The organism is Arthrobacter sp. GmRoot5-12 (assembly GCF_059739365.1).
Window position 1 is genome coordinate 4409696 of the sequence record NZ_AP046056.1, and the last position, 17365, is coordinate 4427060.

Sequence of the window (17365 nt, forward strand, 5' to 3'; positions counted from 1 at the left end):
GCCAGCATCCGTTCGGAAGACCAATGCAAAACTGTCTAGGCCCCCGCCCACCTTCCTCGGACATACACCAATCAGGCTTCGATTTCGCGTCACAGCGCTGCAGCCAAGAAATTCTCGTCCTGAGAGTTGATGTGGCGCCGGCGAAGAAAGCCTGCTTCACAGCCCGCTAAATTTAAGACAGGAGATGCGCTGATCTGTACAGGGCTATGCCGTAACTTTCACTCTTCCTGGGGACGGCCGGCCGTGGGCGAACCAGCGTGGGAAGGTTACGTCGAACAGTTGCTCGCGGGCCAGTTCGACCCCGCCGCGCAAGGGTTCTCGTTCGTCATTGGCGGACTGGAGAACAAGGAGGTCGCGCGTGGCCAGCGGCAGAGATAGTTCGTAGATTCTCTTGCGGACTTCAGAAAGGAAAACGTCCCCAGCAGACGCGATCACGCCGCCTATGACTATCACTCCGGGGTTGAACATATTCACCAGGGCCGATATGGCTACTCCGGCCACCTGTGCCGATCTCCGGATGAGGGTGATTGCCAGCGGGTCCCCTTCTGCCGCCGCCAAGGTAATGTCCTCAGGTATCAAGGGCGCTTTTCCGGCCCTACTGGCCAATGGCCCTTTTGCGCCGCGCCCGATCGCCGACTCTGCGTCGCGAACCAACGCCCATCCGCTGGCAACTGCTTCTAGACAGCCGATTTTCCCGCAGCGGCATTGGGCATCGGAGCCTGCGACGTGGACATGCCCGATGTCGCCGGCAGCACCGTTTGCCCCGCGATGTATACGTCCCTCAGACAACAGTCCGGCGCCGATACCCAACCCGATTTTGCAGTAGATCAAGTCCGTGGGTACCTCCCGTCGTCGGGCCCGTTCACCAAGCGCCAGAAGATTCACGTCATTGTCCACCCAAACAGGCGCATCGTATCGCTCCTCGAAGGGAGTGCGGACGTCGAAATCGTTCCATCTTGGCATAATGGCCGGCGCCACAGGCCGGCCGGTGGAGAAGTCCACGGGCCCGGGAAGGCCCAGTACGACGCTCCACACGGGTTGTTTGTTCCCCTTCTCCAGCAGGTCGTCCACCATCGCCATCACCAACTGAATCGTTTGCTCAGGCCCACGGGAAATGTCCCAGTTACGGTGCCTGTGCTCCACGATGTCGCCGTCCAGCCTGGCAATACCCACCCTGACGTGTAGTGCCCCCAGAGCACAAACGACAATGAGTCCCTGTTCAGGGCGAAATCGAAGGTTCCGAGGTTGACGGCCACCGGAAGAGATCCCAAATTCACCCTCGGCCAAGAGGCCCATCTTGATTGCCTGATCCACGCGCTGCGAAACCACCCCGCGGCCAAGGCCAGTCACTTTGCCGATTTCCGGACGGGTGATCGCCTCACCAGTGCGCACCATGTTGACGATCCGCAGCAGGCTCGTCACTTCATCCGTTTGCGCTCCGAAGCGGAGCGTGGACTTTGTCGTCATGCTCGAACACTCTTCCACGGAAGCGAGGACTTAACAGGGGAACGTGTCACGAGGGGACCCGCCCCATTGATGAGTGGTCGAAAAAATAATGCCATGTTGAAAACATTCCTTCCGCCGGACTGGGAGTGTCTGAATAACGGTGGATCCGGGGTTGGCCTGACACGCCGGGCGGTGCCTGGCGGGGAGGACCGATCATGAGCGGAACCATGGATCCCATGGCGACTGAAGTGGATCAGCAAGAGTTAGCGCAGCAGCTCCTGGCCCAGGCCAAAGAGCAGGGCATCGAGCTCGTCGGCCCGGACGGGCTGTTGAACCGGCTCACGAAAAACGTCCTGGAGACCGCCCTGGAAGCGGAAATGGACGAACACCTGGGCTACGAAAAACACGAGGTGTCCGGGCGCGGCAGCGGGAACTCCCGCAACGGCACCCGCACCAAGACGGTGCTGACCGAAATCGGGCCGGTGGAGATCGACGTGCCGCGGGACACCGGCTCGACGTTCGACCCGCAGATCGTGAAGAAACGCCAGCGCCGGCTGACCGGAGTCGACGAGATCGTGTTGTCGCTGAGCGCGAAAGGGCTCACGACCGGGGAAATCGCGGCCCACTTCGCCGAGGTGTTCGGCGCCACAGTCTCGAAAGACACCATCTCGCGCATCACGGAGAAGGTCATCGGGGAGATGACCGAGTGGCAGAACCGGCCCCTGGACCGGGTCTACCCGGTGGTGTTCATCGACGCGATCCACGTAAAGGTCCGCGATGGGCAGGTCACCAACCGGCCGGTCTACGTCGCGATCGGCGTCAGCGTCGACGGCGAACGCGACATCCTCGGGCTCTGGGCCGGGGACGGCGGAGAAGGGGCGAAGTTCTGGCTCTCGGTGCTGACCGAGATCAAGAACCGGGGCGTGGAGGACGTCTGCATCACGGTCTGCGACGGGCTCAAGGGCCTGCCCGAGGCCATCACCACGGTGTGGGAGCTGGCCGTGGTCCAGACCTGCATCGTGCACCTGATCCGCAACACCTTCCGCTACGCCGCCCGGCAGTACTGGGACGCCATGTCCCGGGATCTGCGCCCGGTCTACACGGCACCGTCAGAGGCCGCGGCGAAGGAACGCTTCGTGGAGTTCTCGGGCAAGTGGGGCCGGCAGTACCCGGCGATCACCCGGTTGTGGGAGAACGCGTGGAGCGAGTTCGTGCCGTTCCTGGACTACGACGTCGAAATCCGGCGGGTCATCTGCAGCACCAACGCGATCGAATCCGTCAACGCCCGCTACCGGCGCGCGGTGAGGGCCAGGGGCCATTTCCCTACCGAGCAGGCCGCTCTGAAGTGCCTGTACCTGGCCACCCGGGCACTGGACCCGACCGGCAAAGGCAGGGCACGATGGGCCTCACGGTGGAAGCCGGCGTTGAACGCATTCGCCATCAGCTTCGACGGAAGAATCAACTAAATGCCAACCGTGGATCCACCGTTAAACGGACACTCCCGCCGGACTCGCCAAAAAGAGATCAAAGCTTGAGTGAGGCGAGCAAAGAGATCTCCGGTGGTACTAGAAACCCCAAAAGCTTCCGCGGTAGCAAACGTAATCACCGCGCGTTAGCCGTGCAGAGATCCCTAGCCGCTGCCGTAGAAGCCTAGAGGAAACGAAAGGGGGAGGCCCTATGACGCAGCCACAGGCATGGGCCGCAGATGGGTCGCTTGCGGATGAGTTAGCAGCGGATGAGGTGAAAATGCGAACTGTTCTATCTGATTTTTTGGAGCGCACCTTGAATGGACGCTATCGGGGGCTCTTGATAGGAGACTCATTGCTGCTGTTCGCCTTATGTGATGCAGCCGCGGCGGATCCGTGCCGCCATCAGGTCAAGGGATTTGTGGGCGGCTTTCAGGCCCACGTTGTTGAGGTGCCCATGAGGCACTCCTTCGGAGGTAGTGTATTCGACGTCAACTCCTGCGCCCCTGAGCCGTCGGACGAACTCCTCGCTGCCGGAGCGCAGATCATCGAATTCGGCATCATTTATAAACGTAGGGGGGAACCCTGCGAGGTCCGCAGCAACTCCGGGAAACGCATAAGCGGGTACCCCTTCAGTAGGACCGCCAATGTAGTTGGCTGTCATACCTTCGAACTCATCCTCGGGAAACCGAAGGGTCTGGGGAAGACGAGCCACCGCATCGGCGAGCTCAGGGCCTGGCGGCGGCAGTTTTGGATGCAGAACCGGGTAGGCGAGCAACACCTGCCAGGGAGATTCACCTTGCTCTCTCAGATATAGTGCTGCTCCCGCAGCGAGGTTCCCTCCCGCGCTGGCGCCGCCGATGCATATTCTTGCGGGATCTATCCCCAGCGCCGGGCTGTTATCGACCGCCCACCGGTACACGGCCACGACTTCGTCGTGGGGTATCGGAAAGTGGACGTTCGTCTGACTCCTGGGTGTCCCCGGTGGGGGACCCAAACTGTAGTCGACGGAGATTACAACTGCATCAGCTCTGCCGGCGATACCGCGGGAGACCTCGTGGGCTTCGGGCATGTCCAAGTCGCCGAAGACGAAGGCGCCACCGTGACACCAGATCAAGCTGGCCCTGCTGGGGGACGATAGTGGCGGGCGATATATCCGTAGGCGGATGGATCCGTGAGGGCCTTCTACGTTGGTTTCCTCGATCTGTACATCACGTTGTTCCGGAGGACCATAGGGGGCGTCCCATTGAGCGCTGATTTCCGGGGTCATGTCACGCCAACTGCGGACGGTGTCTAGGAGATGCCGGCGTGCTTCAATTTCCGGCAGCAAGGTGCGGGCGTTGCTGGCACCGCTCTTTGGCTGGGTCATATGGATTCTCCTGTTGTAGCAGCGGTAGCCCGTGGTATGTGAGTTTGACAAGCCATTAGCTCGCTTAAGAGGTGTTCAGTGGGCTGGGCTGTGAGCTATGTGCTGGGGTGGGTACGCGTAGATCGAAACGGGGCCGCTCAGACCTGACACGGCCAGCGGTGCGTCTGGTTCGTAGACCTCTGCTACGGGAGCGAATATGTCGCCGCTGGGTGCCTTTGCTTCGCCAATTAGCCGGTTCATCCATGCATTGGCGACATCGATCTCGATCGTGTTGTGTCCCTCGCGCACAGCCAGCGTGATGTCGAGTCGCCATGGGTAGGTCCAGATAATCCCGCAGTCAGCACCGTTTATCCGGACCCGGGCGACATCGCCGACGTCCTGGACGGCAAGGATTAGTGTGCGTCCTTCAACAGCCCCCGGACGTGTAGTGAATGTCGATGAATAGGTCCCCACACCAGCGAAGGCTTGGGAGGCAGGGCTGAGATCGGTCCATGGCCTGGGACCGTCCGGCAAGTCGGCTTCCAGAGTTTCAGGGAGTGAGAGGTGCCATGTGTCAGCGAGCGACATGACGTCCGCGGCTTCGTCGAGGGGCTCTCCCGCCCGGCCGCCGGGAACGAGGAAGACTGACCCGAGTGGCGGCAGCTGCAGCTGGTAGCTTTTTCTGCCGGACGAATCAGTTCCGGTGTGCCGCACTGCATCCCGGCGCAGGTTGACAGGATCCCAGGCAACGAGACGGGCTTCGCCTGTCCAGTAAACGGTGACTGTCCTTGGGGCGGGATGGGGATTGGCCAGAAAATAGATCTCCTCTTCTGCGATTCGGCGACCGATACGCAGGACATCAGCCTCCTGCACGACAAAATCAGGTTGTATTCCCAGTTGCACCAAAGCAACGGCAAGGTCATCCGTATTGACGACGTTGGAAAAGTCCCAAAGCCGCTTCCGTAGGTGTTCGAATTCGGTCTGGTCATCTGACAGAGAGGGCGAACCCTGGGGGCGTACCCCGACGATGGGAATCCCGGACTCGGCCAGGTTGATCAACCGATGCAATGCCCGGACTGTCATCCGGCGGCTTGAGCCGCCCAGATAGAGAACCTTGTACTTTGCGCCGCCAGCTGCAGTAAGTACACCATTGTGGGCGGTGAGCTGGTCTTCCAACCCCTCGAGGTCGACGTAGTCGTAATCGAATCCCGGTGGCACCGATTGATCGAGGTGCTCGCCAAAAAGGGCTGTGACCGGTGCCTCTTCGCCGATGAATACTGCCACATCAACCGCTGGCGTGCCTTGGTTAAGCAGCCATGAGCAGCGGGCGAGGTAGTCGATCCAAGGCCCAGCGAACTCTGCCCAAGGCTCGGTGCGGATGAAGGCTTGACCAATGACCGGCGCGAGACCTATGCCGGGGGGCGGAACCTGAGTGGGCTGATGTGGCGAGGTGTGGATGCAGAACCGGGTAACCCCCAGAGCGAGCTCAAGATCGGCAACATGTTTGAGCCTGCGCGGAGTGTAGCTCCATGGCCGATGCATCGCCGTCATCGATTCAGCGCCGGTAAAGGCCTTGCCGTAGACGTGGGCGACCGAAGAAGCCCCTTTGAGGTCAGCAACGAACGTAGGTTTTGGTTCGCCGGTTCCCGCGTCAAAAAGCCACATCGCACCCATGGGTATGTCGGCGTGGCTTCGCATGGAGAGGTCACTGCCAAGCTGGGGGCGGTGGTCCTCCAGCGCCTCGGCGTAGTAGGACATTCCGCGTTTTGTGGCCTCATCCTTGAGCGTGCCGTAGTACGCGCTGGATAGAAGCTCTGCCAGTGTGCTGCGATAGTCCCAGAGGAACCGGTCGCTGTGCGCTGCGTCGCCCACGATGTAACCAGCCAGAGCCGGCAGCCAGGGCAACAGGTCATAGCCTCTCCGGTCGGTGAAGCGTTCCCTTAGGTGGTCGGTGAAGTTTTGCGGTCCGGACTCGATGCTGTCGCTAAGCAGCGCATTGAGCCGTTCCTCCCCTAAAGCGGCATCAAAGATCCCGAGGTAAGTGTTCAGATAGCGGCGGACCTTGGCCGCGTCCATCTTGTCTACCTCCAGCCCGGTGGCCTCACGCTGTGCTGGGCCATTGGTCTGGCCGGTCAACGAGGCTCCGAACCGCAGGATGTGCCAGTTTCCGGCCGGAGCATGCCAGCGAAGCACACCTTGGGGATCGACAAAGCCGGTCACGTCGACGACAGCGGTCGGATCGATGGCCGGCCGTACTCCCGCCGCGTCGTCAGGTTCCAGTGAATAGTAGTCCGGTGCCGCTGCGAAGCCAGCCTTGAGCTCGGCCTGATGCACGCGGCCGCCGGCGAAAAGGGCAAACTTCGAGACGAGAAACTCATGAACCGGACGCATCACTGGAGGAATGCGCACGCCCTGAGCAAGGCGTGGTGCCGCGGTCTCGATGCTCTCACCTGTCAGCTCGAGTCGGAACCGGCGGCCCGACACCGGGGGGAAAGAAACAGTACGTACGGGCAGGGCACCGGCTGCAGGGTTTTCGGGAACATCAATCGCGGTAACTGTGTGATAGGTGATGCCGTCCTCGCTGACGTGGAGGACGGCGGCAGGCCGCGGCGGTGAACCGAACCCTTTTGGTCCTGGCAAGCCCACTGTCACGGCGGCTACAGTTATCGGCTCGTCAAATACCTGCTCGATCCAGGCTGAGGAACGCTGATGGGGGTCCCGCGGCAGCGAAACGGAATGCGAAAAGGCCCCGTCCACGAGGCAATCCCAGCCGGCAATGGGGGTCGAGGCTTCAACGTTCGAAGGAAAGTAGGCGGTAGGAACGTCCGTGGCCGGAACTGCGGCTACGGCCCAGTCCTGGGCGAACCGGGTGTGTTCGTCCGGATCCGCACCCCATCGGGGACAGTCCTGAAAGGGTCCCGGAACATCGGGCAGCGGAGCGAGTTGTTGTATTATCGTGTCGCCGCCCTGCACTCTGGTTTCAGACCAGACGACTTTCTTCATGGCATCTGCCGCGGTGACCCACGGCCCACCCGCTGCGCTCCAGCCAGCCGAGGTGGCAACAGTGAATTCCAGTTCGAGTTCGCGTGCGCGTCCGGCAGCAAGTTTGACCGCGTCGCCCCACTGCTGCGACCCGTGTTGCACCTTTGCCGGCACGACGAGCGGAGTTCCCATGCCGCCGTCGAACATCTGCACTCCCCGGACCCCCACGCGGTGCAGCCAGGCCAGGTCCAGTCGGATGCCCTCGTGGTCTACGTTGCCGTCCATCTAATGCCACCAGGCACGCGGGCGGGCTTCGTCAGGAGGCGAACAGAAGCCTTGCCACAAGGCATCAAGAGCCGTCACCGTGTGTGGCTTTCTGTCGATTGGGCTGGCATCAGTGCGGGCATGGGTGGTCCTTTAATCTTCGGTCATTGTGGGGCTATTGATTGCAGAGTCAAGCGGGGTTGGCTTGGGCGACAAGCAGTTGACGCCGTTGCGCGCGCCGCTGCGCCTGGCGTTGCGGGTCCGGGACTGGCGCGGCAAGCAGCAGTCGCTGAGTGTAGGGGTTCTCTGGCGTTGAAGTGATGGTTTCAGCGTCGCCCGTTTCGACGATTTCGCCCGACTTCATGACGGCCACACGGTGACCGATGTGCCGGACGACTGCCAGGTCGTGAGTGACGAACAGGTATGCGACGCCAGTCCTCTCCTGAATCTCTATAAATAGATCCAGGACCCTCGCCTGGGTCGACAGGTCAAGTGCGCTGACAGGTTCGTCGCAGACAACCAGTTTCGGATCTCTGCAGAGTGCACGGGCGATGGCTACGCGCTGGCGCTGACCGCCGGAGAATTCGCGGGGCAGGCGCTGGCCGGCATTGGAAGGGAGGTGTACGTATTCGAGCAGTTCCCGGACACGACGGTCGGCGTCGGCACGGGAGACGCCGGTTACTACTAGCGGTTCGGTGAGGATATCGTTGACCGTCAAGGTCGGATTCAGGGAGGTGTAAGGGTCCTGGAAGACGGCCTGTATATCCCGGCTCAGTTCACGGCGTTGCGCCCCTTTGACGTGGGCGATCGAATTTCCCTCGAAGCGGATATCGCCACCGCTGACCGGCGCCAGCCCCAGGACAGCCCTGCCCAAGGTGCTCTTTCCTGAGCCGGATTCTCCCACCAAGCCTAGGGTCTCGCCTCTGCCGATGGTCAGGGAAATACCATGCAAGGCGCGGAATGGTGCCCGGTTCCAACCCTTGCGGCCGTATTCGACCACAAGGTTCTCGACATCAAGCAAAGTGTGTCCGTCGGCAATTCGGTTACTGGTCATGACGTGATCTCCTCATCAATATCAATCTCTCGGTGATGCGGGAAAGACGTACTCATTTGCCGACGGGACGGTGCGTTTTCCAAGGTGGATCCGAGCAACATGCGAGTGTATTCGTGTTGAGGGTGGGCGAAAAGTTCCGGTGCGGAAGCCGCTTCGACGATCTGGCCGGCGCGCATGACTGCGACGGTGTCGCAAAGGTCGGCGACCACACCGAAGTTATGCGTCACAAGAACCACAGCCATGCCGCGCTCGGCCTGCAGGTCCCGGATCAAGTCAAGTACCTCCGCCTGCACTGTGACGTCGAGGGCTGTGGTGGGTTCATCAGCGATGAGCAAGTCCGGGTTGCAGGAGACGGCCCCTGCAATCAGGACACGCTGAGCCATGCCTCCGGAAATCTCATGAGGGTAGGAATCGAAAACCCGTTGTGGGTCGGCGATGCCTACGCGGGCCAGGAGCCGAAGAGCCTCGCGCTCGGCCTCCTTGGCGGAGATACGAAGGTGATACCGCATAGGTTCGGTGAGTTGGAACCCAATTCTGTAGGACGGGTCCAGGTTGCTCATCGGCTCCTGTGGAATGTAGCCGATGCGGCTGCCACGCAGCCGGTTCCGCTCTTCGGCAGAAAGCGCGTTGAGATTCTGGCCGTCAAACACTAGATTGCGGGCCTGTGCTGATGCGCTGGCCGGGAGCAGACCCAGGATGGCGAAAGCCGTTTGGGACTTTCCGGACCCCGACTCCCCGACCAGTCCGAGCACTTCCCCCTTACGCACAGCCAGGGAGACATCCTTTACGACGACGGCTTCGCTGCCATCTGGTTTGCCATAAGCGACCCGAAGACCGTCCACGACCAGGAGGGCATCTGGAATTTGCTTTACCTCGGCTTCCGCCTTGATATTCGCAGTCGCAGCGCCGCCCGGTGTCTGTTGTTTCCGGGTACGTCGCCGACTGGGACGAGTGCCGGCACCGGTGCCCAGGGCATCCCGCAACGAGTTGCCCAGCAGCGCGAAGACCATAATGGTCACGACGATGGTCACGGTAGGCGGAATGAGTAGCCAGGGAGCGTTGAAAATGTTCTGCGAAGCATCGTTGAGCATAAGTCCCCAGCTGGCTTTGTCTGACGTGCCCAAACCCAGGAAAGCGATCCCGGCTTCAATGCCGATGCCAGCTGCCGCAACTTGGGAAGCCTGGATGATACTGGGTGCTATGACAACAGGCAGCACATGCCGGCGCATGATTCTGGGGTTGCCCAAGCCGGAAACGCGGGCGGCATCGATGTAGAGCTCCTCCCGCACTGCCCGGACCGAGCCGCGGACAAGTTGGAATGCCGAAGGGGCAATGAGTACACCGAACACGGCCAGAGCCAACGGAGTGCTCCGTCCGACGCGGGCCAGGACCACGAGCAGGATCACAATCGCGGGCAGGGACATGAGCGCGTTGCTCACCCAGTTGCTGGTCGCGTCCAACCACCCGCGGTAATAACCGGCGAGGATGCCAATGGGTACACCGATGCCGGTGCATACTGCCATGACGATTACGGCACTGATCAGGCTCGTTCGGGTCCCGTGAATGAGCTGCGCGAGCACGTCCCGTCCCACTCCGTCGGCACCGAGCGGATGGCCGGGTGTGGATGGCGGCGCCAAAGTATCAGCAAGCTTGCTGGTCATCGGATCGCCTGGGGACAGCTGCGGGGCAAAAACGGCAACGAGTGTGAGCAATCCCAGGACAGCAATGCAGACGACAGCCACTTTATCCTGCAGCAGCCGACGGAACATTCCGTGCCTGGCGACGTTGGCTTCGTCGGTCAATACCGGCTGAGGTCCGCCGGCCAGGATGTTCTCGCTCATGCAACACGCACCTTGGGGTTAAGCCAGCCCTGCACGAGGTCCAGCACGAGATTGACAATGACGACCATGGCCACAGTCAGAAGGACGACACCGAGGACAACCGGCAGGTCGCCCTGTCCGGCCGCCAGGTTGGCCTGCGTTCCAACTCCCGGAATATTGAAAACCTTTTCCACGACAACAGCGCCGGAGATCATGACGATGAACATGAGAGACAGGGTGGTCACTGCCGGCGGTGACGCATTACGGAGGGCGTGCCGGTACAGGACGCTGCGGGTCGGCAGTCCACGGGCGCGCAAGGTACGCACATAGTCGTACTGGAGGACGTCCGCCATGGAGCCGCGGATCTGCATGGCCACGGACGCAATTGCCCCAAGGGCAAGAGAAAGCACAGGCAACACAATCGACGACAACCATGCCGTGGGTGAACTGGCGAACGGAACGTAACCTGTCGCCGGCAAAACTCCCAGCTGAACGGCAAGGACCAGTACGAGGATAAGGGACAGCAGGAAGCTTGGAATGGCCTGAACGAGGGTCGAGACCACCTGCAGGACCCGGTCAATGACCCCGCCGTGAACCGCCGCGAGGACACCGATGAGCGCACCGAAGACGCTGGTGAGGAGTATGGCACCGAGGACGAGTGACAAGGTCATGGGAAGGGCCTGGGCGAGCAGGGCGGTGACCGGCTGATTGTTGAACCATGAATTGCCGAGATTTCCTGTGGCGGCGCTGGTTATCCACTCTCCATAGCGGATGAAGACCGGCCGGTCGAGCCCCAGCTCCTGGCGCTTCGCTTCGGCTTGGGCTGCGCTGGCAGCCTGACCGAGAATCTGCCGCACGGGGTCCTGCCCTGTGAGGTTCAGGAGGAAGAACGTGGCCGTAGCGATTACGAACAGCAGGGCAATGCCAGCGGCCAGCCTGCGCAGGATAAATAACAGCATGTTGTTGACTCCGATGTCATCATGACGAGCTGACGGTGTTGCCGGGCCTGCTGACAGGCCCGGCAACGTTTGATCAGCTCGCCGGAGCGAAGTTCCAGATCGGCGGGATCGTGGAGAACTTCTGCGGTTTTACGCTTACTTTTTTGCTGACGGCATACTCATTGTTGGGCTGGACCCAAGGGGCGAACCATGCCTGATCCACAACGTACTCGTTCAACTTCTTGAACGTCTGTGCCTGCTGGTCACCCGTTTCTTTCTGTGCCTGGCCGATCAGAGAAACAATTGTGGGATCAGCGACATGGAGAGTGTTCCAGAGCGACTCCGGGGTGAGTGCAAGCTGTGCCGAATCCCAGGATCGGTTGTTGTTCAAACCGAAAATTGCGGCCGGGTATTTTCCTGCCAGCAGGTCAGAGATGAAGGTCTGTCCGTTGACCGGCTCGTAGACAGGGGTAATGCCGATAGCTTTGAGCGCCTCGGTCGTGGCTGCCTGCTGTGCCGGGAAGATCGGAGACACGTCGGGCATTTTCAGTTCAAAGCCGTTCGCATATCCGGCCTCGGCGAGCAGCTGCTTGGCCTTCGCGACGTCATATTTATACTTGCCGTCGAGGGCTTCTTCGTACGCCGAGCTGTCCTTGCTGAACAGCTGCGTGGTCATTGTCCCGGAGCCTCCGTAAGCCTGCGTCAGGATTGCCTGCCGGTCGAAGGCGTAGTTGATGGCTTGGCGGACGCGGACATCGGCCAGGGCCGGCGCCAGCTTCCCTTCCCGGTCGAAGAGGTACAACCCGGACGTGGTGTAAGCCGGAAACGACACCACGTTCAGGCCGGACGATTTGAGGCTGGCGACGTCCTTGGACTGGGCATTCGCTGCGTCGATCTGCCCCGAACGCAGAGCATTCAACATGGCATTGTTGTCATTGAAGACGGTGATGTTGATCGTGTCGTACGGGTAGGATTTTTTGTCACCCCAGTACGAGTTGTTGCGGGTGTAGACGTACTTGTTGCCGGGCTGGGTCTGGGTTTTGTCCAGCACGTAGGGGCCGGACCCGACAGGTTCGGTTTTGAGGGACTCCTTGCCGGCGGCCGCAGGGCTGGCCAACATGCCGGCGTTTCCGCCCAGGTTGGGAAGCAGGGAAGGATCGGGCGCGGTCAGAACCAGCTTGACGTGGGTGGGGTCAACAACTTCAACCCGATCAAGGTACCTGAGCTGCCCACCGGTCTCGCCCGTGCCCTTCTTGGCGGCCTCCAAGTCGACTTTTACAGCTTCGGCATCAAGTTTCGATCCATCGGTGAACGTGATTCCCTCGCGGAGGGTTACGTTGAGCGTGGTTTGGCCTGGGTCGTAGCTCCAGTCGGTGGCGACGTTCGCTGTGGGTTCGCCGTTTTCATCGTTGCGCAGCAGCGAGTCGTACACGGGCTGCACGTACTGCGTGTTGGGGCCCGTGCCGAAGTATCCGGGCGAGAAGCTGTCCGGCGCCGCGATCTGCGACAGCGAGAGGGTAGTTGGCTGGGTGTTGCCTGGGGATGAGCCTCCGCCGGAACATCCGGTGGCGGTGGTGAGCAATGCCGCAGTGGCTGCCACCGCGACGAGGTACTTACGCATGTGTTTCTCCTGTCAGGAAGGGGGGGAAGCGCCACCTGATTTGGGCGACGCCATGCCGCCTCGTAGGCGGCATTTTTGCGACGGTGGTTTGTTTAGCGTGTCAAACCGCTGGTCAGGCCGTCTTTGGCCTCCGCAGCATGGAGCTGTCGCATCAAAGCGTGCTGTCGTCGGACCTGGTCGCGGCCCCTGTTGGGTTCGCGCCTGCCCTCGTATTCGCTGGAGAGCCAACCGCTCCAGCCTGTTTCCACGAGCGTGGAAATGATTTCTGCCCAGGGAACGTGGAGGTCCCGGAGGGTGTCGTCGATCTCGAAGAATTTGGTTTGGATGAAGTGCACGTGGGGAAGCACCTCGATCAGGTCCGTCATGGGAACGGCGAGGGGCTCCAGGTGAGCGGGCCGCTTCTTTCCGTCCTCAAAACCCTCGTGCCCGTCATCCACGCCGGCGGTCTGGAAGATACCGGTGTCGATCAGCAGTTTGAAATGCTGTGTGCCGGACTTTTCTATGAAGTCCAAATAGCTTTGGGTGACGGGGTGTTTGATCGGTGTGGGAGCGTGGATTTCCGGGCAGATGACGATGTCGAGGTCTTTGGCCAGGTCCAGGGATCGTTCAACAGCCTCAGTCCAGATTGGGTGTGGGTCCAATTGGAGGGACGTAACACCGAACTTGGGACGTATGGAAGTGAAGCCCAGTTGTTTGGCCATCCGCAAGTCCAGTTGGATTTGGGCTGCGCCTTCCTCCGCCGTCAGACTGCGGTTGCGCCACATGTCCGTGTCGACCCACGCGCCGTAGTTGGTCGGTGTGAGCTCATATTTTTCGAGGAGGTCGTGCCAGGTATCTATGAACTTCGAGGTCGGCGACGGATATTCGGGAATGTTGGCTTCGCCGAGTATTTCGATACCGGTGGCTCCCATGTCGGCGATGTCGGCGAAGACGTCCTCCAAGCTCATGGACGTGTAAATGTCAGCTGAGTAGCTGTACGTCGAGACGCCGTAGCGCAGCGTCCCGTGCGGGACCGGCGGCACGATGACCGCCTTGGCACTTGAGTGGAAAGGAGACCGGGAAACGTGCGGCGGGAAGTAAGGACGCCTCAAGTAGACGGTAACCTCCAAGTCGTGGACTCCCGGGTGCAGTCCGCCCGGTTTGGGGACCGTGATCGTTGCTGTCTCATCCAGTTGCCACCGCACGCCCTGGGAGTCACGCAGTTCGTCGAGGGTGAAGTTTCGGCCTTGGAGCGTCCAGGTGGGGATGTGATCCGGGATTCTCTCCCCGTCAATTATTACTTCAACTCCGTCCAGCAGGCTGGCGGCGGTTCCCCTGTAGTTTGGGTTGCGGAGCTGGAACTGAAAGCCGACAATGCGGCCGTCTTCAGACACATTCCGGAACCCCCGCCCCTGGATGGTTTCCCGTTCGAGCATGTTCTCAGTTCCTGTCTGCGTTAAGATGGTTGGCGATGGAGGTGGCACCGGCCACGGCGAGTGCCACGGAGAGAAGCGTCGGGTTGCACGCTATTGCGGTCGGGATGACGCCATTGCCCGCCACGTAAAGTCCGCGCACGCCCCAGACTTCGCTGGTGGTTCCGCACACTGACTCGCCGTCATCGGTGGGGCCCATTCGCGTGGTGCCTTGGTAGTGCAAAGATGCGCCAGGCGGAAATGTGAGGGGTTCCTCGTTCAAGGGCTCTCCCAGTGCTTCGGCAGCGCGCCGAATGGCCTTGCGGGATGCCTCGATGGAGGCATGGTCCCGTTCGGTGAGCCGGTAGTGGATTCGCATTGCCGGCATCCCGTAGGCGTCTTGCTTGTGGGCATCGAATTCCACCCGGTCGGACTCCTGCAGGTCCTTTGCGCAGAACCAGCCCAAGCCGACAATGCTTCCCGGCGCAGGAACATCGGCCTCTGCCAGTGGTACGGGAGAGGCGTCCAGTTGCATGACCTGGCCATGGAAGGGCTCCCGATCGGTGAACGGCACCCAGCTCACGCCGCTTTGCTGCAGAATATCCGGTTTGCCGCCCGGGCGGTTCTGTTGTTCCGGCAGGACGGGAATCTGCGTAAGGCGCACGGCAAAGACCGTCTGGGGCTGGTCGTTTAGGTAGCGTCCCAACGCCTTGGGCCGCACATCCGAGGCCCACAACAATTGCGGCGTCCGCAGAGCATCAGCGGCTATTACCACCTTGCCGGCACGGACCTCATGCTCCGCCCCGGATTGGAGGTCGCGAACCTTCACGCCCGCGACTTGACCGTCTTCCACGAGAATCCGCGCCGCGAGGGCTTCCGGGAACAGGGTGAAGTTTGGGTTCTGCCGTGTTACCTCACCGAATACGACGTCCGACCCTGACCAGGTAACCCGGCCATCCTCGTGCCGGACCACTGCCAGGGGCATAGGACGAACGCGCCGGTCCTCGGCCCTGCCGGCATCCAGGACGTTGCCCAGCCGCTGCCGGACGTCCTTGGAGTAGGGTGCCTCCTCAAATGCGTGGTCGGTGACGTGCAGCAAGCGCTCCGCTTCTTCCAGGAGTACGTCCAGGTCTTCAAGAAACGAGATCCGTTCGCGGCCGCCGGGCCTGGGGCAAGCCCCGGTCCAATGGGCGCCCATCCCCCCGACGTTTGACGACATCGCAGCTCCGGGCAATCCGTCCTCCCCTGGCTGCTTGTAGCCATCAGGAAGCAAGAAAGTGCCGGGACGGACCATCCGCGGTGCCTGTCCCTCAACATCTACTGCATCGGATTCGGTCCGCAGTGCGGGCATCCCCTCCGACCGTCGCTGAGCTGCTGTTCGCTGGTCAATGTCCACGATGTTTTTCACATGCATTCCAGGAGGATCAGCCAACAGCGGGCCTGCTTCAAAACACGAAACCGTGGCGTGAGGGGCCTTCTCGCTAAGGATTCTCGCATACGCGGCCCCGCAGGGTCCGCTTCCAATTATGGCCACATCCACCGATGCGGGAAACGTTCGGGTCATTGCCGGGATTGTCCGTTCAACTGGCACGTCCGGCCGGATCTGAAGGCCGGGACGGTGGTTCCTGATGTGGCCTAAGCCACGTTGCTCCCACAATCTTCTACCGGTAACCGGAAGAAGTCAAGCAGTTTTCACACGAGTGCCATCAGGGCAAAAAAACCCTGGCCAGGCCAGGGTTGTCGAAGCGGGGTTGGTCAGGCCGTGTTCGTAATCAGCGGGCCGACTGCATTTTTACGTTCCAGCAGCGCCGGCAGGTGCTCACGCGAAAAAATCTGCCCCAGGGCGAGTTGCACGCCTCCGGCTACGCCGCCAGCTTCCTCATTCACGGCGGAAAGCTCGATTTGCAGGTCAGACGCCGACACAGGAAGGAGCCTCTCCTGCACAGCTTGCCGGATGGGGTCAAGGACAAAAGAGCCGGCTCGAGCGAGGCCGCCACCAATAATGAGCAGCTCCGGAGCAAAGAAGCTCACCAGGGTAGCAACGCTTCCCCCCAATGAAGAGGCGGTGCGTTGCAGCAACTCGCGCGCGGCGCCGTCCCCTGCTTCCGCCGCAAGAGTAATATCCAGCGCGCGGACCTTCCCGGTTCGGGTCAGCACCTCTGCCAGCGCGGAGCTCTGGCCACTCTCGGCCAAGATCTGACCATGCCGGGCGATGGCGGTTGCACTGGCCAACGCTTCGAGACAGCCGATCCTGCCGCAGCGGCATAGCGCAATACCCGCCTCAGGAACCGCAACATGTCCTATGGCTCCAGCGAGGCCGTGCGCCCCCCGATACAGTCTTCCGTCGACTACCAGCGCGGCCGCGATGCTGGCACCCGCCCCGATATAGAGCATCTGTTGCGCCTTTGCTGCGGCGGGATTAGACCAAATCTCGCCCAGGGCCAGTAGATTTACCCGGTTATCCACCCATGCGGGTGCGCCCCAACGGGACATCAGGGTCTCCCGCACCGGGTATCCCTCCCATCCCGCTAGTACGGGCACCGCCGCCGGCACTCCGGTGTCAAAAGCCACGGGACCTGGTAGCCCCGCACCTATCGCCAGCAGACCACCTGGCACCCCAGCCTCACTACTGACCTCGTCCACCAGTTCCGCCGCTTGGCCAAGCACCACTGCAGGGCCGTCCGTCACGTCAGCCTGGATCTGGCGGGTAGCCCGGATTGTTCCGGACAGGTCTGCGGCGGCTACGACAAGCTCGTTGCCGGCAATGTCCATCCCGATCACGTACCCGGCCGCGACGTTCAGCCTGAGCCGTCGGGGTGCCCTCCCGCCGGTCGACGGACCCAGCCCCGCTAGTGTCACCAGGCCGGCGGCTTCGAGTTCAGCCACGCGCTCGGCGACGACACTCCGTCCCAGCCCCGCCCGGTCAGCCAAAGCGGGCTGGGTAATGCCTTCATCACTACGGATGGCATCAAGAACCGCGGCCAAGCCGGAGTAGCGGTCAGTCGGCATGTCTTATTCCTTCCATAGCGGAGGGC

The 17365-nt window shown here is 61.5% G+C and carries 11 protein-coding genes; 1 reads left to right on the forward strand and 10 read right to left on the reverse strand.

What is annotated here, in order from left to right:
* Window positions 1-204 precede the first annotated feature (204 nt).
* Window positions 205-1467 carry an ROK family protein gene (locus AC6JAM_RS20380; RefSeq protein ID WP_497935765.1) on the reverse strand — a complete coding sequence of 421 codons (1263 nt, stop codon included), beginning with the start codon at window positions 1465-1467 and terminating at the stop codon, window positions 205-207.
* Between the two features lie 206 nt (window positions 1468-1673).
* On the opposite strand from AC6JAM_RS20380, the gene AC6JAM_RS20385 reads away from it, so the two are divergent.
* A complete protein-coding gene (locus AC6JAM_RS20385; RefSeq protein WP_497935988.1) occupies window positions 1674-2912 on the forward strand; it encodes an IS256 family transposase in 1239 nt (412 codons plus the stop codon).
* Between the two features lie 370 nt (window positions 2913-3282).
* Here the strand turns inward: AC6JAM_RS20385 and AC6JAM_RS20390 are convergent, their stop codons facing one another.
* The 9 genes from AC6JAM_RS20390 to AC6JAM_RS20430 all read right to left on the reverse strand — a co-directional run bounded on the left by AC6JAM_RS20390 (window position 3283) and on the right by AC6JAM_RS20430 (window position 17339).
* Window positions 3283-4281 (reverse strand): alpha/beta hydrolase, encoded by a 999-nt coding sequence (locus AC6JAM_RS20390; protein WP_497935766.1) that lies wholly within the window; start codon window positions 4279-4281, stop codon window positions 3283-3285.
* A gap of 75 nt (window positions 4282-4356) precedes the next feature.
* Entirely contained in the window at window positions 4357-7527 is a 3171-nt protein-coding gene (locus tag AC6JAM_RS20395; protein WP_497935768.1) for a glycosyl hydrolase, read from the reverse strand.
* Between the two features lie 169 nt (window positions 7528-7696).
* Complete coding sequence (locus tag AC6JAM_RS20400; RefSeq protein ID WP_497935769.1) at window positions 7697-8560, reverse strand: ATP-binding cassette domain-containing protein; 864 nt, start codon at window positions 8558-8560, stop codon at window positions 7697-7699.
* Window positions 8557-10401, reverse strand: coding sequence for a dipeptide/oligopeptide/nickel ABC transporter permease/ATP-binding protein (locus tag AC6JAM_RS20405; RefSeq protein WP_497935770.1), 1845 nt, complete (start codon window positions 10399-10401; stop codon window positions 8557-8559). The genes AC6JAM_RS20400 and AC6JAM_RS20405 overlap by 4 nt, the downstream gene beginning before the upstream one ends.
* Complete coding sequence (locus AC6JAM_RS20410) at window positions 10398-11405, reverse strand: ABC transporter permease (protein ID WP_497935771.1); 1008 nt, start codon at window positions 11403-11405, stop codon at window positions 10398-10400. Before AC6JAM_RS20410 ends, AC6JAM_RS20405 begins: the two co-directional genes overlap by 4 nt.
* Before the next feature lie 7 nt (window positions 11406-11412).
* Window positions 11413-12939 (reverse strand): ABC transporter substrate-binding protein, encoded by a 1527-nt coding sequence (locus AC6JAM_RS20415; RefSeq protein ID WP_497935772.1) that lies wholly within the window; start codon window positions 12937-12939, stop codon window positions 11413-11415.
* Window positions 12940-13031: 92 nt separating this feature from the next.
* Window positions 13032-14354 carry a C-glycoside deglycosidase beta subunit domain-containing protein gene (locus tag AC6JAM_RS20420; protein ID WP_497935773.1) on the reverse strand — a complete coding sequence of 441 codons (1323 nt, stop codon included), beginning with the start codon at window positions 14352-14354 and terminating at the stop codon, window positions 13032-13034.
* A 4-nt stretch (window positions 14355-14358) separates the two neighbouring features.
* Window positions 14359-15528, reverse strand: a complete 1170-nt coding sequence (locus tag AC6JAM_RS20425; RefSeq protein ID WP_497935774.1) for a GMC oxidoreductase — start codon at window positions 15526-15528, stop codon at window positions 14359-14361.
* 557 nt (window positions 15529-16085) lie between these two features.
* Window positions 16086-17339 (reverse strand): ROK family transcriptional regulator, encoded by a 1254-nt coding sequence (locus AC6JAM_RS20430; RefSeq protein ID WP_497935776.1) that lies wholly within the window; start codon window positions 17337-17339, stop codon window positions 16086-16088.
* Window positions 17340-17365: the final 26 nt, after the last annotated feature.

What these genes read in the sequence shown, in the direction of transcription:
- AC6JAM_RS20380 (WP_497935765.1), bottom strand. Translation starts at nt 1,467, where the DNA reads ATGACGACAAAGTCCACGCTCCGCTTCGGAGCGCAAACGGATGAAGTG.
- AC6JAM_RS20385 (WP_497935988.1), top strand. Translation starts at nt 1,674, where the DNA reads ATGGATCCCATGGCGACTGAAGTGGATCAGCAAGAGTTAGCGCAGCAG.
- AC6JAM_RS20390 (WP_497935766.1), bottom strand. Translation starts at nt 4,281, where the DNA reads ATGACCCAGCCAAAGAGCGGTGCCAGCAACGCCCGCACCTTGCTGCCG.
- AC6JAM_RS20395 (WP_497935768.1), bottom strand. Translation starts at nt 7,527, where the DNA reads ATGGACGGCAACGTAGACCACGAGGGCATCCGACTGGACCTGGCCTGG.
- AC6JAM_RS20400 (WP_497935769.1), bottom strand. Translation starts at nt 8,560, where the DNA reads ATGACCAGTAACCGAATTGCCGACGGACACACTTTGCTTGATGTCGAG.
- AC6JAM_RS20405 (WP_497935770.1), bottom strand. Translation starts at nt 10,401, where the DNA reads ATGAGCGAGAACATCCTGGCCGGCGGACCTCAGCCGGTATTGACCGAC.
- AC6JAM_RS20415 (WP_497935772.1), bottom strand. Translation starts at nt 12,939, where the DNA reads ATGCGTAAGTACCTCGTCGCGGTGGCAGCCACTGCGGCATTGCTCACC.
- AC6JAM_RS20420 (WP_497935773.1), bottom strand. Translation starts at nt 14,354, where the DNA reads ATGCTCGAACGGGAAACCATCCAGGGGCGGGGGTTCCGGAATGTGTCT.
- AC6JAM_RS20425 (WP_497935774.1), bottom strand. Translation starts at nt 15,528, where the DNA reads ATGGGCGCCCATTGGACCGGGGCTTGCCCCAGGCCCGGCGGCCGCGAA.
- AC6JAM_RS20430 (WP_497935776.1), bottom strand. Translation starts at nt 17,339, where the DNA reads ATGCCGACTGACCGCTACTCCGGCTTGGCCGCGGTTCTTGATGCCATC.